Genomic DNA, 14,921 nt, shown 5'->3' with positions numbered 1-14,921 from the left:
CATGCCACGGGCCGATCGCGTATTCAGGTCTCCGATGTCCGGCTCAGTCCTCCTCGCCGGGATCCTCGCGGGGGTTGCCGATGTTGTACCGCGGCGGGCGGGTGCGGAAGTTCGCGAGCTTATGCGAACCGTCGCAGAACGGCGCGATCGACGACATGTTGCACCGGCACAGGGCGACGACGCGCCGCGGCGGCTTCTGCGGCTCGGCCCCCGGTTCCGGGGCGATCAGCACGTCACCGCGCACCAAGAGCGGCCCGTCCGGGCACGGGGTGATCACCACGGGATCCTCGGCGTCGTGCGCCACCGAGAGGACGGGGCTCCCGTCGTCCGTGGTGCGTGGATCCTGCTCGCTCACAGGGCCACCCGCTCGGCGACCGGGGCCTCGGAACCCACGGTCTGCAGTCCCGGCATGCTCCCGCGCAGGGAGGTCCGCCCGTCTGACCAGCACTCGAGCATGTGATCACCCATGAGCCCGTCCACGTACAGGCACGCGGCCGCGCCGAACAGGACGTCCTCGAGCAGCTCGGGCTCGTCCTGGGCGAGCGCCCCGGCGAGGTCACGCGCGGCGATCTGTTCGTGAACGGCGTCGGCCTCCACGTGCTCGTCGTAGTACCAGGTGACGTCCGCGTCGTAACCGAGCTTGCGGAACGCTCGGCCGTAGTACTTGTTGGGGATCGAGGACGTCATCTCGAACGCCGCGAGGTGACCCGCGATGGCCCCGCGCAACCGGCGGTGCAGTCCGAACAGGCTCATGAGGTTCATGGACGCGAGCGTGGGGGCGGGCACGAGGTCCAGGTAGTGGTCCAGGGTGTCGTCCAGGCCGAAACCTCGCATGGTCTGCGCGAAGATCGTGGCGTGCACGCGCTCGGGACGGCCCCCGCCGTACTCGTCCGACTGGATCTCCACGAGCGCCGCCTTCGCGCGGCCCCGCAACCGGGCGATGCCCCACGAGTGGGGGTCCGCCTCGCGCAGCGTGTAGATGGAGCGGTGGACCAGGAACTCGCTCAGGATCTCCTCGCTCGGGTGCCGGGCGAGCCACGTGGCCAGGGTGGGCTTGGCGTCCCCGCCGGTCATCGCGAACATCGTGTCCACGAGTTGCGCGGAGTCGCCGGGCAGGGGATCGGGGAGGGGCACGCGACGGCGCAGCTCGGCCTCGAAACCGGCCTCGAGCACTGTGCGCACGCGCAGCAGCTCGGGATCCCACTCGCGGTCCGCGGTCACGAATTCCGCGGGCCCGTAGTGCAACAGGTAGAGCAGGAACAGGGACAGCTGCAGGTCCTCGTCCGCGAGGACGTCCTGCGACGCGTTAACCGCGGTGGCCGTCGCTTCGGACAGCGCCGCGTACCCGCTCGCCGGGGTCTCCTTCGGGCCGGTCAGGATCTCCAGGAGGGCCGTGCTCACGGGTCCGCGAGCGGTCGGGGCCACGGTTCGGGTAGGGACGGTCGTCATGATGGTGTTCTCCGCTCGGAAAGGTGGGTGCTCGGCGCGGGTGGGGTGTCTCTGAAGACGGGGATTGCCCGCGGACCGCGGTGAAGCGGTCCGCGGGCAATCGGCGGAAATAGTACGACTACTTCCTATTCATTAGGCCAACATACCCGTGGTCGGGAAACGTTCCCAGACCCGGTGGCTGCCGAGCAGTTCCACCACGGTGCTCAGCACGTCCTTGGCGGAGTCCGCGCTCACGACGCCGGGCGTCTGGGCGATCTGCAGGGCGTCCAGCACGTCCGTGCCGGGGCCGAACGCGGCGATCGCCTTGGCGTGGCGCCACATCTCGTTGAGCAGCAGGCTCACGCGGGGGTCGATGTCACCCGGGCTGGGTGCACCGGCCTTCGCGTCCAGGCCGCCGGCCACGGGGTTCACAGGAGCGCCGGCGGTGGCGACCACCACGGCGTCGAACTCGATGGACCGTGCCGTGAGCAGGGTGCGGTGCGCCACGATGCCCGGGGCCACCTCACCGCCCTGGGGTGCGATGACGAGCGGGACCATGTCCGCGCCGTCGATCTCGGAGACGAGCGTGGCGAGCTGGTCGGCGTCCGTGTCCGGACCCACGAGAATGCCCACCTGGCGGCCTTCGACGGGCCACGTCTCGCCCACCTGGGTGAGGGCCGGGGAGGCCTGGACGTCCTGGGCGGGAGCCTCGGTGGGCTCCTGCTCGGGCAGCCCCAGCGCCTGGGCCACGGTCTTGCCCAGCGCGGGGTCGATCGCGAACAGGTGGCGCAGCTGACGGGTGCGGATGTTCTCGTCCCAGCACTTGCCGAGCTCGAACGCGTAGGCCTGGGCGGTGTGCTCGCGCTCCACCTCGCTCAGCGAGAGCCAGAACAGGCGTGGCTGGCTGAAGTGGTCCTCAAAGGACTGGGGCCGCACGCGCTCCTTGACGGACGCGGGGACCGGGGCCGGGTAGTCGATGAACGCGTGCTCGTCCTCGGGAGTCTCCGCCGGGTTGCCGCCGTCCAGCGAGTTGGGCCGGTAGGGGGCCACACCCGAGTGCACCGCACTCTGGTGGAAACCGTCACGCAGCATGTCGTTGACCGCCGCGTGCGGGCGGTTGATGGGCAGCTGGTTCCAGTTGGGCCCGCCCAGGCGGGTGATCTGGGTGTCCAGGTAGGAGAACAGACGCCCCTGCAGCAAGGGGTCGTTGGTCACGTCGATGCCCGGGACCAGGTTGTTGGGGTTGAACGCCACCTGCTCCGTCTCCGCGAAGTAGTTGGAGGGGTTGCGGTCCAGGGTCATCAGACCCACGGGCTCCACGGGGACGAGTTCCTCCGGGACGATCTTGGTGGGGTCCAGCAAGTCGATGCCCTGGAACATTTGGTCCTCGGTGTCCTCGAACACCTGGACGCCCAGTTCCCATTGCGGGTACGCGCCGGCCTCGATGGCGTCCGCGAGGTCCCGGCGGTGGAAGTCCGGGTCCGCACCGTTGATCAGCTGGGCCTCTTCCCACGCCACGGAGTGCACGCCCAGGCGCGGCTTCCAGTGGAACTTGACCAGCACGGTGGAGCCGTCCTCGGCCACCAGACGGAACGTGTGGACGCCGAAGCCCTCCATCATGCGGAACGAGCGCGGGATGCCGCGGTCGGACATGTTCCAGATGGTGTGGTGCTGGGCCTCGGTGTGCAGGGACACGAAGTCCCAGAACGTGTCGTGGGCGGACTGGGCCTGGGGGATCTCGCGATCCGGGTGGGGCTTACCGGCGTGGATGACGTCCGGGAACTTGATGGCGTCCTGGATGAAGAACACCGGCATGTTGTTGCCCACGAGGTCCCAGGTGCCCTCGTCCGTGTAGAACTTAACGGCGAAACCGCGGGTGTCACGGGCCAGATCACCCGAACCGCGGGAGCCCAGCACGGTGGAGAACCGCACGAACACCGAGGTTTCCTTGTCCTTGGCAAACAGGCCCGCGCGGCTGAGCTTGGTGGCCGAGCCGTAGCCGCGGAACGTGCCGTGGGCACCCGCGCCGCGGGCGTGCACCACGCGCTCCGGGATGCGCTCGTGGTCGAAGTGGGAGATCTTCTCCCGGAAGTGGTGGTCCTGCAGCAGCACGGGACCGCGGGCCCCGGCCTTGAGGGACTGGTCGGAGTTCGTTAGGCGCACGCCGTGCGCGGTGGTGAGGTACTCACCCTGCTGGGCCATCGCGGACATCGGGGCATCGGTGGGCGCACCCGTGGGCGTGACCCGCTCGGGGGCACCCTGATCGGGCTTGGGCGGAAGCGGCTGACGGGGAGCGGTGGGCTCCTCGATGGTCGGCTCACCGGTCCCGGGAACTCCCGGGACCTGGGGGGCGTTGTTATCGCGTGCGGACATGACGATCCTCCTACGAAGCTGACGCACGCCGCGGTCATGGAGTGCGACGTGGTTCTCCCATACTGTCAGCACCCTTGGGGGTGGGCATACACCTGTAGGGAGGCAGTCGCCGTCCTGCGGGTTTGTGAACCCGTCAGGGGCTGCGCGCGCGGGCCGCGCGGCGTCGTCGTGAGACAGTGATCCCATGACGTGGACACCGGTGACATTGCGCGGGCAGCTGGTCCGCCTGGAACCCCTCAGCCGCGAGCACCTGGACGGGCTGATCGAGGCCACCGAGGACGGGCGCATGTGGGAGCGCTGGTACACGAGCGTGGCGGACCCGGACGGCATGGCCGCGGCCGTGGAAAAGTGGCTCACGTGGCAGGACGAGGGATTCATGCTGCCCTTCGTGACCGTGCGGCAGGCCGACGACGTCGTGCTCGGGATGACCACGTTCTACGACCCGCAGTGGGGTGTGCCGCGCGTGAGCGTGGGCCACACGTGGAACCGGGCGTCCACCCACCGGACGGGGACGAATGCGGAGTCCAAGCTGCTGCTCATGACCCACGCGTTCGAGGAGCTCGGGTGCCGGTGCGTGCGTTATGAGACGAGCTGGGCCAATCAGCAGTCCCGGGCAGCGATCGAGCGCCTCGGTGCTCGGCTGGACGGTGTGCTGCGCGCGGACCGGTTGGAGCGCAACGGCGCGCTGCGGGACACCGTGGTGTACTCGGTGCTCGAGCACGAGTGGCCCTCGGTGAAGGCGGGACTCGAGGCGCGGGTCGCGCGACGGGTGAGGAGCAGGTGCGCCGGCACAACGTGGTGCTGCGGGAGACCCGGTCCAAGCGCACGGGCGGCACCTATCGGGACTCCCCGTCCAGCCTGCCCGCCCGCACGGTGATGGGCCAGACGACGTCGCGCGGCCGGGACGGTTCGCCCCACGCCTCGGTGAGGTCGGCGGCGTAATGGCGCAGAACGTCGTCGTGCCCGGACTCCGCGGCGTTGCGCACCGCGGACCACGTGCCCAGGTAGCCCAGGAAGGCATCGAGCGGCCAGGATCGCCGGATGGACAGCGCGGCCACCGGGACCTGCGGGAAGGGGAAGTCGATGTCCCGGTACCCGGTCTCCACGAGGCGGCGCTCGGGCGGCCAGAACGGACCGATCTCGCGCCAGTAGAACCGCTCGAAACGTTCCCGCAGGCCCGGCTCCACCTCCACCACGCCGTAGCTGATGAGTGCGAGGACGGCGCCGGGGGCCGCGATGCGGCGTGCCTGCGTGTAGAAGGCCGGCAGGTCGAACCAGTGTGCGGCCTGGGCCGCGGTCACGAGATCGGCGCGGCCGTCGGCCACGGGCAGGTCCTCCGCCGTCCCGTGCGCGTAGTCGACGCCGCGTGCGGGGGCGGCATGAGCGAGTTGATCCTCACCGGGGTCCACGCCGATCACGTGCGTGAAGTGTTCGGCCAGCAAGCCCGTGAGCTGGCCTGTCCCACAGCCCACGTCCACCGCGGTGCCCCGCCGCGGGGCGATCCGTGCCAGTTCCGCGCCCAGCTCCGCGGGGTAATCCGGGCGGTGCGCGGCGTAGTTCCCTCCGCCCTGCTCGAACCAGTTCCGGGTCATGTGGCGGTCCTCTCATGGGATGGCGGGGTCGGGTGTACCGGTCGTTCCCATAAAGTCACACGGCTACGCACCTCGTCGTTCTCGTACGGCGCGGTCTCGCCCGTGGGCTCGTATCCCCGAGCCTTTCAGAAGCCGACGGCGCTCGCCGCGTTGGTCTCCACGATCCCCAGGCGCAGGGTGGTCACCTCGGGCCAGCCGCTCACGAGGTTCGTGACGGCATCATGCATCGCCCGCCCCAAGCCCTCTCCCTGGTGGTCCTGCCGCACGAGAAGCAGACCCATGTGAGCGTGATGCTCCTCGGGGAAATTGCGGATGACGTCGGCCATGGCTACCAGAGCAGGCCCGCGGAACAGCCCGATGTCGTACTTCTGTTCGCGTGCGAGGCCGAGCGGGAGCGCGGAAAGGATCTCGGCGGCGTCGCCGGGGAGGGGCGCGTGTCCACTGATCCGGCGGGTGTAATCGGGGGTCGCCTCGAGCAGCGCTTGTAGCGCCGGCGCGTCCTCCGGTCTCAGTCGACGCAGTTCTGCCGGTTCATCGACGGCGCTCACCCGAGTTCCGGGGTCCGCGCAGGGGAAGTGACCGCAGCGGCGTCGGGAACCCGGACGGTGCTGGTCAGGGCGGTGAGGCTGGGCCGGCGCGGGGTGGAGCTGAAACCGAAGTCCGGGGCCGGGGTCATGTCCGTGAGGCGGCCCAGGTCCTGGTCGTCCCAGGTGACGCGGGAGTGGGTGATGGTGTGGAGGTCGTAGGCGGCGTACCACTCGGTGCGGTCGTTGCCGGCCGTACCCAGGGTGCGCACGCCGGGCATCACGCGGTGGGCCACCTGATCGGTGAGCCGGGCGAAGGTCAGCGAGGTGCTGATCGGTCGGGGGACCGTCTGCAGCAGGTACCCCAGGGGCGCTCGCGGCCCCACGCTGAAGTGCCACGTAAGCGACCCCGCGGTGACCGTCCACCGGGAGGCGCGGGAGAAGCCCGTGCGCTGCACGTTCACGGGGACGCGGGTGACGGTGTCGAAGGTGTAGGTGTCGGACACGAAATGCGCGACCCAGTCGTTGGGTGCCAGCAGTTCGCGGCGTCCGTCCGGGTGGGCGACCATGACGTCCGCGAACGGGCCCTGCGGCGTGTGGGACCAGCACCCCAGCACCAGCCGCGTGCCGGAGGACGTGCCGACCCCGGCGATGTGGCCGGTGAAGCGGTGACGGATGGAGGAGGTCATGGGGCCAGGGTAGGGGAGGGAGCCCTACCGTCTGACGATCGTCGACTCGCAAGAATCGCATCGGGTCAATACGAGGTCAGACCATTACATGTGCAAATATGTGTTTGCATCCAATGCGTATGAGGCGGGTCACATTCAAAAGTAGGGAGGCGCCATGGTGCTCACCAGCGAGGCATGGCGGTTGTGGGCCAAGACGTACTCCGATTTCGGCCGCGGAGCCGGTGGGGAGAACCAGGGCGCACGCCTATGGCTGGCGTTGCCGCAGCATCTGAGGGACGCGGCGGACGTGGGCGAGCGCCTCGTGCTCGAGTGGGTGCCGCGGGCTGTCCAGCAGCGCCTCGCCGCGGCATGTCATGGATCAGTCGACGACGCCGCCCGCTTGGTCGGGTTCCTCGCCGGTGTGCATGACCTGGGCAAAGCAGACGTCGCCTTCGCATCGCAGATCGAGGGGTCCCCTGAACACGGCTGGCTCTGGGAGCAGGTCCGAGCTCTACCCAGCTGTCCCCCGAACATGGGGTGGGTCCCAGAGCCACGCCCCCGGCACGCCGAGGTTTCCGATCTGATCCTGCGGCGTGAACTTCACCGCCGTTTCCCCGAAGTGGATCTCGCGGGCATCATTTCCTGCAGTTCCACGGCGGGTTGCCACCACGGGCGGCTGAGCGATCTGGGTCGGACCGACAATCCGCGAGCGGGGAGGGCCCGCGAGTTGTCCGCGTGGCTGGATCGCCACGGGTCGCAGTGGGCGTGCCTGTGGACGAGCATGCTGGACGACATCCTCGAACGGACGGGTGCCACCCCCGTGTTGGAGCAGGTCCTGGCCGCGGGCGGGCTCGGGATCGCAGACCAGCTATTGCTATGCGGGCTGATCACCGCGGCGGACTGGATCGCCTCGAACCAAGAGCTGTTCCCGCTGACGGAGAGCGGGCGCCATCCGAGTGACGACAGCCGCGCGGACGACGCGCTGCAACGACTTCGGTTGACCCGCGCCTGGCAGCCCGAGCCGACGACGTGCCCGCCGTTCCGTAGACGTTTCTCCTGGCCCGGATCCGCTGAGCTTCGGCCCTGCCAATGCGCCGCCGTGAAAGCGGCCGCGTCGACTGACGGCCCGTGCCTGCTCATCATCGAGGAGGAGATGGGCCAGGGGAAGACCGAGGCAGCGCTCCTGGCGGCGGAGATCCTAGCGGGGAACCTGGGCAGCGGGGGTGTGGCCTTCGCCCTCCCAACCATGGCCACGGCCGATTCCATGTTCTCCCGTGTCAGATCATGGGTCGAGACGCTCGAGGACGACGGGTCGGTGTCACACTCGCTCTTCCTGGGCCATTCGCGGGCCTGGCTGGAACCCGAGAACGAACGGCTGATCCGACAGACCCGTTCGGTGAACGGCCGCGGCACCCAAGCGGTCGTGGCTCACGAGTGGTTCACGGGCAAGCGAGGCATGCTCGCTGAGTTCACGGTGAGCACGATCGATCAGGTGCTGATGACCGCGCTGGCCACCCGCTACGTCACCATGCGGCACCTGGGTGTGGCGGGCAAAGTGGTGATCCTGGATGAGGTGCACTCCTACGACGTGTTCACCTCGGGCTACCTGGTGCGGACACTGACCTGGCTGGCCGCTCACGGTGTGAGCGTGATCCTGCTGTCCGCCACCCTGGCCTCGGGTCTGCGACAACAGCTGGAAGATGCCTACGCGGAGGGTCTCGGCGTGAATCCGGTTCCGGAGAGCGCTACTCCCGCTCCGTCAGCCAATACGAGTTTGGCCGCGCTGAAAGGCCGGGGGCGACGTCGTCAGACGCAGGTACGGCGGCCGGACGAGGTTCCGCAGTACCCGCGCATCTCGCTCACAGGGCAGCACGGGGTGCGATTCACGCCCATCGAACAGCGCGCCACGCATCGGCTGGTCGACGTGCATCTGCTGGATGACGATCTCGAGTCACTCGGTGACCTTCTCCTGTCGGACCTGCAGGACGGCGGTGTGGCGGGCGTGGTCTGCAACACGGTGCGCCGCGCGCAGGAGGTGTACGAACAGCTCCAGGATGATTTTGGCGAGGGGACCGTCGAACTGCACCACTCGCAGTTCACGGCGTGGGACAGGTCCGACAGGGAGAAACGACTCGTGTCCGCTCTGGGACCGAGCGCGCATCGGGGAACAGGGCGCCCGGAGCGCTTCATCGTGGTGGGAACCCAAGTCCTGGAGCAGTCCCTGGACATCGACTTCGACCTGTTGATCACGGATCTCGCTCCCGGCGACAGCCTGGCGCAACGCGCGGGACGCTTGCATCGTCACGCACGGCCCACGGATGACCGCCCGGCGGGGTTGAGCTCCCCGGTGCTTCACATTCGTGGGGTGGACATGGCCGGCCCGGTGCCGGTTCCCGATGCCGGGGCCACGGCCGTGTACGGGGATCGTGTCCTTCTGGCCACTCTGGCGGCCCTGCGGCCGTTCCTCGACGGTGGGCCCTGGTGCCTGACGCATGAGCTGGAGAGCGTCGTCGAAAACATCTACGGCCCGACTCAGGACGTCCCCAACACGTGGCGGGAAGTTTACGACCGCACCGCGCGCAAGGAACAAACCTGCGCAGCTGAATCCCGACAACGTTCCGCGACGTTCCAGCTCACCGCCCTGGCGCAGAGTCAGGGATACCTGACGGAAGTCTTCAAACCCATGATCGCGCAGGACGCCGAACGCTCGGAATCCGTGGCCCTGGCTCACGTGAGGGACATCGAACCCAGCGTGGAGGTGCTGCTGGTGCAGGAGAAGGGTGGGCTCCTCTCGCCCCTGCCGGGGGCCCTCCCACAGCGCGGCGACCGCACGGAATGGTCCGTGACGGAGACTGCCGTCCCGCCACCACGATTCGCGCGGGCCGTGGCCATGAGTTCGGTGCGTTTGCCGCGGTGGCTCGTCGCCCCTTGGGAGCTGGACGCGGCCATCGCCGAACTCGAGGACCAGGGCATGCGTGCCTGGCAAGCGGACTTCCGGCTGCGGGGCCAACTGGTTCTGCGCCTGGATGGGGAACTGCGCGGGGAGCTACTGGGGAAATCCTTCCTGTACGACCCCCGGCTCGGGATCCACCCCGTGGAGCTCGCCGCCCCCGACGCCTCGGACCCGTGGTGCGACGACACGGAGGAATACGACGTCATGGATGACCAGCTGGACTACGGGAAGGACCTGCAGTGAGCAGTCACAACTTCGATCTTCTACGAGAACCATGGTTGCGCATGCGCCATGCCGAGGGGCACGTCGAGGAGGTGGGGTTGCTCGAGTTCTACGACAGGGCCGAGCAGTTCACGGATCTCGCCGGGGAATCCGACACCCAGAACCAGGCGGTGTTCCGGCTCCTGCTGGGCGTTTTCATCCGCGCGCTGCGTCACCATGAACTGTTCGGCCCGGAGGATCGCCTGGCCGAGACCTGGCAGAAGGTCCAGGCGGCGGATGATCTGGGCGCGCTCGTGGGGGAATACCTGGAAGCCTGGGAGGGCCGCTTCAACCTCTTCGACGCAACAGCCCCGTTCTTCCAAGCGGCGGGACTGCACACCAAGAAAGAGGAGTATTCCGACGCGTCCGTGCTGGTCCCAGACACAGGGCCAGGACTGTTCTCCACGTCCACGTCTGCGGCCACCAAGACACTCCCCGCAGCAGCGGCCGCGCGATGGTTGGTGTACACCCAGGCGTATGACGTGTCCGGGATCAAATCCGGAGCGGTGGGGGACCCCCGCGTCAAGGGGGGCAAGGGCTACCCCATCGGTACGGGCTGGGCCGGGGCCATCGGGGCGGTGCAGGTCATGGGTCCCACGCTGCGGGACACCCTCGTGCTCAATCTTCCGGTGCGCGCGCTGCTGGCTCCGCGGGAAGAGGTCGACGCCGATCTGCCGCCCTGGGAGCGCGCGTCGGCCGATGCCTCGCCGCGTTCGGTCGACGAGGTTACGCCCACGGGTGTGGTCGACGTCCTGACCTGGCAGCAGCGACGCGTCCGGCTGTTCCCGAATCAGGAGGGGAACACCGTGGTCGGGGCCCTGATCTGCAACGGGGACAAGATCCGGCGCGCCAACAACTTCACGGATCCGACCACGGGGTACCGCTATTCCAGGGCGCAGTCCAAGAACGGCGTCGACGTCTTCTTCCCCAAGACGCACGATCCCGCGCTCACGGTGTGGCGGGGTATGCAGAGTCTCTTCGAGCAGAGCCGCCCCGACGAGCCCAAGGACCGCAAGCCCGCCATCGTCTCCCAGCTCCACGGCGACCTCGCGGACGTGGTGAACGCCGCCTATGAACAGAGCGGCACCACGCTGCGTCTGACGGGGATGAGCTACGGGACCCAGGACGCCGTCGTCGACGGTGAGGTGTCCGAGACGTATCCCGTCAGGGTCCAGTTGCTGACGGACCGCGCACAACAGCTGTGGCCAGTGGTCGCGGGCGTCGTGGGACGGGTGATGTCCTTCCGGGGCAGCATGGCGTGGTTCCACAAACAGCTCCTGGTGTGCGCCGGGGCATCCCCCGAAGAGGCGCCGCAGGCACCGGTGCAGGCGTGGCTCGCGGCGCTGGAGGCGCAGTTCGTGGCGTGGTTGGACTACCTGGGCGGGATTCCCGTTCCGGAGGACGCCGAACGGGAGTGGGGTCGGCGGATGCGCACCACCACCCTGTACTTCATCGCGGAGGCCGTTGCAGCCGCGGGCCCCCGCGCCGCGATCGGACGCACCGAGGAATCGGAGGCGGGGAAACTCATCATCCATTCGTCGGCCCGGTACGAGCTGTGGATTACCAAGAAGCTCGCGGAGACCGTGGCAGACACGGCACTGACCCCATGACGATCACCGGCCCCTCACCCAGCACAGGAGAGAACATGCCCACATCACCCCCCGAGACCATCGGCCTGGACTCATCGGTCGGGGCCTACGTCTCCCAGTTGCAACGTCGTTTCCTCTCGGGCAGCGACCCCGCGGCGCGAGGCACGCTCGCCAGGCTCCGCCAGGCCGTCGACGAACAGCCCGGGGACACCCCCGAGGTGTGGCAGATCGTCCTGGACGTCCTGCCCGAGCAGTTCCTCGGGACCCGGGACCAACCCACCCGGGGTGAATGGGCCGCACACGTGGCGCTCACCCTTTACGGGGTCCACCAACAGGGGAACCAGTCGCCCATGCACGCCCCCGGGACGAGTTTCGGGACGTCGATGGGCCGGCTGATGAGGGAGCGCCCGTCCGCGAAGTCACGCTATGACGCCCTCTTGACGGCGAGTCATTTCACCGGGCGCAGGAACTACCTCCGCACACTGGTCGGCCTGCTGTCCACGGACGGCATCCCCACGGACCACGGGCGGCTCGCCCTCGATCTCTTCCGGCTCCAGAGTGCTGCTCACAAGGACAGGGTGATACGTGTCTGGGGCAGGGACTTCTACCGCGCCTTCACCACCCGCACCGCCGACCACACCTCAGCGTGATCTTCAGGAAAGGAAAACCCATGACCACCTTCATCGACTTCCACGCCCTTCACACCCTGGCGCCCAACAACATCAACCGTGGCGAGGACGGGGCCCCCAAGACGGCCTTCTTCGGCGGGGTCCAGCGTCAGCGGATCTCGTCCCAGGCGTTGAAGGCCGCGCAGCGCAAAGGATTCGTGAACTACTTGGACCGGTCCCGGCTGGGCGTGCGCACCAAGCGCGTCGTCGAACTGGTCGCCCGGCGCATGTGCGAGCTGGACGAGTCCCTGGACGAGGCCACTGCCCTGAACCGCGCGGAGAAAGCGTTCACGAAGGCCGGGCTCAAGATCTCGACACCGAAGGTCAAGAAGGACGAAGACCCCAAGGCCCCCATGGCGGGGTACCTGATCTTCCTGGGACACCACCAGGTCGATCGCCTGGCCGAGGTGCTCGTGGAGAAGGGCGAGGCGGGGCTCGGCACCAAGAAAGAGGCCCAAGAGCTGCTCGACACTGAGCACGCCGTGGACGTCGCGCTGTTCGGACGCATGGTGGCTGACGACGCCGCGTTGAACGTGGACGCGGCCGTGCAGGTTGCCCACGCACTGGGTGTGCACGCCGCCGTCCCGGATTTCGATTACTACACCGCGATCGACGACCTCAACCGTCAGGACGAGCAGACCGGGGCCGGCATGATCGGGACGGTGGAGATGATGTCCTCCACCGTGTACAGGTACGCCACGTTGAACGTGGACCAACTTGTGATGAATCTGGGGAGCGTGGAGGCCGCGGCCCAGGCGGCCGAGGCGTTCGCCGCCACGTTCATCGAGTCCCTGCCCTCCGGAAAACAGAACACGTTCGCCGCGCACTCCCTGCCCGAGCTCGTGGCGGTGGCCGTCCGTGATCGGCGCCCCGTGAGTTACGTGACCGCCTTCGAGAAGCCCGTGGAGGTGGATGAGGGCCACGACCGGAGGGCGGAAGCGGCTGCCGCCCTCGCCCGGGAGGCCAGTGGAGTCCAGGAGACCTACGGAATGGTCCCTCGGGAGGAATGGGTCATGGCCGTTCCCGCGCTCAGGGCACAGGTCGAGGGACTGGGTGAGGTCAGGAGCCAGCCCGAACTCCTGGCGGCCGTCCGTGACGTGGTGACGGCATCCGCGGCGGGTACCCCGGAGGACTGTCGATGAGCGTGCTGATCCTGCGGTTGAAGGGGGCACAGCAGTCCTGGGGGACCTCATCGCGGTACAGGACCCGCGAGGCGGGCACCGAACCCAGCAAGTCCGGTGTCCTCGGTCTCCTGGCCGCGGCGCAGGGACGCGGGCGAGACGCCGAACTGACGGATCTTGTGGATCTCGAGTTCGGAGTCCGCACGGACCAGCCGGGCAGGTTGCTCGTGGACTATCACACAGCCCGGCGCCCCGGTTCCAAGAACTCGGCATTGTCCTCCCGTCATTACCTGGTGGACGCGGCCTACACCGCGGCGATCTCCGGACCCGATGCACTTATCGAGGGACTGGCCGAGGCCATCGACTCACCGCGATTTCCGCTCTACCTCGGTCGCCGCGCCTGCCCCGCCCCGGTGGACCTTCTGGGAGGCGTCGAAGCGGGCGACGACGTCGAGGCCCTCCTGCGCGACGTCGTCGTCGCCCCGTGGCTGGCGTCGGACTGGTACCGCGAGAAGGCCACGAAGACGGTGCACCTACCCCTCGCTCGGGACGCGAGGCCGGGGGAGGTGGGAGAGACGACCCAGGACGTTCCGTTGAGTTTCGACCCCCGACATCGTCTCTACGACGCCCGGTCGGTCGTTCGTCCGGAACCCGTCGTCGTCGAGAACCCGCTCGGGTCGGAGGCGGAAGACCTCTTCTTTCACACGGTCAAGGAGGGCTGATGTTCTTCACCAGGATCGAGCTCAATCCGCAGCGGCGTGAAACCAAGAAGCTCCTCGCCAACCCGCGGGCCATGCATGGAGCCGTCGAAGCGTGCTTTCCCCCGAGTGCGCGTTCGCAGACGACCGGCAGGAATCTGTGGCGGGTGGATGCAGACCGGCACGAGGTCAGGCTGTACATCGTCTCACCGTCCGTTCCGGAAACGGAACATCTGACGGAGAACGCGGGGTGGCGGTCGGCTCCCGCTGAGACCGCGGAGTACGACAGGTTCCTGACGGCCATCACCAAGGGCCAGCAATTCGACTTCCGCGTCACGGTTAACCCCGTCAAGAGGCAGTTCGTCCACGGCGGTAGGGGAAGGATCCTGCCTCACGTGACCGAAGAACAGCAGCTGGCGTGGTTCACCCAGCGGTCGGAGCAGTGGGGCTTCAAGCCCCGTGATCACGCTGTTGCCTCCCCGGACGGGAATACCGAGAAATCGCTCCCGGCACTGCGGGTGATCGGTCGAGGAGACCGGCAGTTCGGCAAACACGGCGACTCGCAGTATCACACCGTGACACAGCGTCAAGTGACCGTCGTGGGGCGGCTGGAGGTGACCGATACGGCACTACTGCGGGCCTCGCTGACGGCGGGCATGGGACGGGGAAAGGCCTACGGGTGTGGTCTGATGACGCTCGCGAGGGGCAGGTGACCCATGGTGGGTTCAGCTCCCCCGGAGTCCGCCGAACTCGTGCGCGCCGAGGACCGTTTGTCCTTCGTCTATCTGGAGCGGTGTGTGGTCCACCGGGACAGCAATGCCATCACCGCCACTGACGACAGTGGGACCCTCCACATCCCCGCGGCCATGATCGGTGCCCTCCTGCTGGGGCCCGGTACGCGAATCACCCACGCGGCGATGACTCTTGTGGGTGCATGTGCGGCAACGGTCGTGTGGGTCGGGGAAGGCGGCGTCCGGTGCTATGCCGCAGGGCGTCCCCTGGCCAGATCGAGCCGGCTGCTGGAGGCGCAGGCCAGGGCTTTCGCC

12 protein-coding genes and 2 pseudogenes are annotated in these 14,921 nt (G+C 68.3%); 8 read left to right on the top strand and 6 right to left on the bottom strand.

The features are described from left to right. Positions 1-43: 43 nt before the first annotated feature. The 3 genes from J1M36_RS06070 to J1M36_RS06060 form a co-directional block, all read right to left on the bottom strand. Positions 44-355 (bottom strand): CDGSH iron-sulfur domain-containing protein, encoded by a 312-nt coding sequence (locus J1M36_RS06070; protein ID WP_307723023.1) that lies wholly within the window; start codon positions 353-355, stop codon positions 44-46. Further along, entirely contained in the window at positions 352-1,449 is a 1,098-nt protein-coding gene (locus tag J1M36_RS06065) for an iron-containing redox enzyme family protein (RefSeq protein WP_193519232.1), read from the bottom strand. The genes J1M36_RS06070 and J1M36_RS06065 overlap by 4 nt, the downstream gene beginning before the upstream one ends. 132 nt (positions 1,450-1,581) lie before the next feature. After that, positions 1,582-3,801 carry a catalase gene (locus tag J1M36_RS06060; protein ID WP_193519233.1) on the bottom strand — a complete coding sequence of 740 codons (2,220 nt, stop codon included), beginning with the start codon at positions 3,799-3,801 and terminating at the stop codon, positions 1,582-1,584. Between the two features lie 184 nt (positions 3,802-3,985). On the opposite strand from J1M36_RS06060, the pseudogene J1M36_RS06055 reads away from it, so the two are divergent. After that, positions 3,986-4,570, top strand: a pseudogene (locus J1M36_RS06055) (GNAT family protein); the annotation flags it as partial. Between the two features lie 67 nt (positions 4,571-4,637). Here the strand turns inward: J1M36_RS06055 and J1M36_RS06050 are convergent. The 3 genes from J1M36_RS06050 to J1M36_RS06040 all read right to left on the bottom strand — a co-directional run bounded on the left by J1M36_RS06050 (position 4,638) and on the right by J1M36_RS06040 (position 6,606). Further along, on the bottom strand, positions 4,638-5,393 hold the full coding sequence (locus tag J1M36_RS06050; protein ID WP_193519234.1) for a class I SAM-dependent methyltransferase: 756 nt from the start codon (positions 5,391-5,393) through the stop codon (positions 4,638-4,640). A gap of 125 nt (positions 5,394-5,518) precedes the next feature. After that, positions 5,519-5,941 carry a GNAT family N-acetyltransferase gene (locus J1M36_RS06045; RefSeq protein WP_206478886.1) on the bottom strand — a complete coding sequence of 141 codons (423 nt, stop codon included), beginning with the start codon at positions 5,939-5,941 and terminating at the stop codon, positions 5,519-5,521. Continuing rightward, entirely contained in the window at positions 5,938-6,606 is a 669-nt protein-coding gene (locus J1M36_RS06040; protein WP_206478885.1) for a hypothetical protein, read from the bottom strand. Before J1M36_RS06040 ends, J1M36_RS06045 begins: the two co-directional genes overlap by 4 nt. A 154-nt stretch (positions 6,607-6,760) precedes the next feature. On the opposite strand from J1M36_RS06040, the gene cas3 reads away from it, so the two are divergent. From cas3 to J1M36_RS06005, 7 genes and pseudogenes are all read left to right on the top strand, one after another. Beyond that, entirely contained in the window at positions 6,761-9,781 is a 3,021-nt protein-coding gene (cas3, locus tag J1M36_RS06035; RefSeq protein ID WP_206478884.1) for a CRISPR-associated helicase Cas3', read from the top strand. Continuing rightward, on the top strand, positions 9,778-11,409 hold the full coding sequence (gene casA, locus J1M36_RS06030; RefSeq protein ID WP_156523342.1) for a type I-E CRISPR-associated protein Cse1/CasA: 1,632 nt from the start codon (positions 9,778-9,780) through the stop codon (positions 11,407-11,409). The genes cas3 and casA overlap by 4 nt, the downstream gene beginning before the upstream one ends. A 35-nt stretch (positions 11,410-11,444) precedes the next feature. Continuing rightward, entirely contained in the window at positions 11,445-12,038 is a 594-nt protein-coding gene (casB, locus tag J1M36_RS06025) for a type I-E CRISPR-associated protein Cse2/CasB (protein WP_064845427.1), read from the top strand. A gap of 20 nt (positions 12,039-12,058) precedes the next feature. Continuing rightward, entirely contained in the window at positions 12,059-13,198 is a 1,140-nt protein-coding gene (gene cas7e / locus J1M36_RS06020) for a type I-E CRISPR-associated protein Cas7/Cse4/CasC (RefSeq protein WP_206478883.1), read from the top strand. Beyond that, positions 13,195-13,899 carry a type I-E CRISPR-associated protein Cas5/CasD gene (gene cas5e / locus J1M36_RS06015; RefSeq protein ID WP_064845425.1) on the top strand — a complete coding sequence of 235 codons (705 nt, stop codon included), beginning with the start codon at positions 13,195-13,197 and terminating at the stop codon, positions 13,897-13,899. The genes cas7e and cas5e overlap by 4 nt, the downstream gene beginning before the upstream one ends. Next, the gene (gene cas6e, locus J1M36_RS06010; protein WP_064845424.1) at positions 13,899-14,588 is read left to right on the top strand and encodes a type I-E CRISPR-associated protein Cas6/Cse3/CasE; all 690 of its coding nucleotides are present in this window, start codon (positions 13,899-13,901) and stop codon (positions 14,586-14,588) included. Before cas5e ends, cas6e begins: the two co-directional genes overlap by 1 nt. A 3-nt stretch (positions 14,589-14,591) precedes the next feature. After that, positions 14,592-14,921 (top strand): annotated as a pseudogene (locus tag J1M36_RS06005) (type I-E CRISPR-associated endonuclease Cas1); the annotation flags it as partial.

Source organism: Kocuria sp. KRD140 (assembly GCF_017168375.1).
GTDB lineage: Bacteria > Actinomycetota > Actinomycetes > Actinomycetales > Micrococcaceae > Kocuria > Kocuria marina.
The sequence above is the reverse complement of the archived record's forward strand: the minus strand, read 5'-3'. Positions and strand labels throughout refer to the sequence as shown.

What these genes read in the sequence shown, in the direction of transcription:
- J1M36_RS06065 (WP_193519232.1), bottom strand. Translation starts at nt 1,449, where the DNA reads ATGACGACCGTCCCTACCCGAACCGTGGCCCCGACCGCTCGCGGACCC.
- J1M36_RS06060 (WP_193519233.1), bottom strand. Translation starts at nt 3,801, where the DNA reads ATGTCCGCACGCGATAACAACGCCCCCCAGGTCCCGGGAGTTCCCGGG.
- J1M36_RS06050 (WP_193519234.1), bottom strand. Translation starts at nt 5,393, where the DNA reads ATGACCCGGAACTGGTTCGAGCAGGGCGGAGGGAACTACGCCGCGCAC.
- J1M36_RS06040 (WP_206478885.1), bottom strand. Translation starts at nt 6,606, where the DNA reads ATGACCTCCTCCATCCGTCACCGCTTCACCGGCCACATCGCCGGGGTC.
- cas3 (WP_206478884.1), top strand. Translation starts at nt 6,761, where the DNA reads ATGGTGCTCACCAGCGAGGCATGGCGGTTGTGGGCCAAGACGTACTCC.
- casB (WP_064845427.1), top strand. Translation starts at nt 11,445, where the DNA reads ATGCCCACATCACCCCCCGAGACCATCGGCCTGGACTCATCGGTCGGG.
- cas7e (WP_206478883.1), top strand. Translation starts at nt 12,059, where the DNA reads ATGACCACCTTCATCGACTTCCACGCCCTTCACACCCTGGCGCCCAAC.
- cas5e (WP_064845425.1), top strand. Translation starts at nt 13,195, where the DNA reads ATGAGCGTGCTGATCCTGCGGTTGAAGGGGGCACAGCAGTCCTGGGGG.
- cas6e (WP_064845424.1), top strand. Translation starts at nt 13,899, where the DNA reads ATGTTCTTCACCAGGATCGAGCTCAATCCGCAGCGGCGTGAAACCAAG.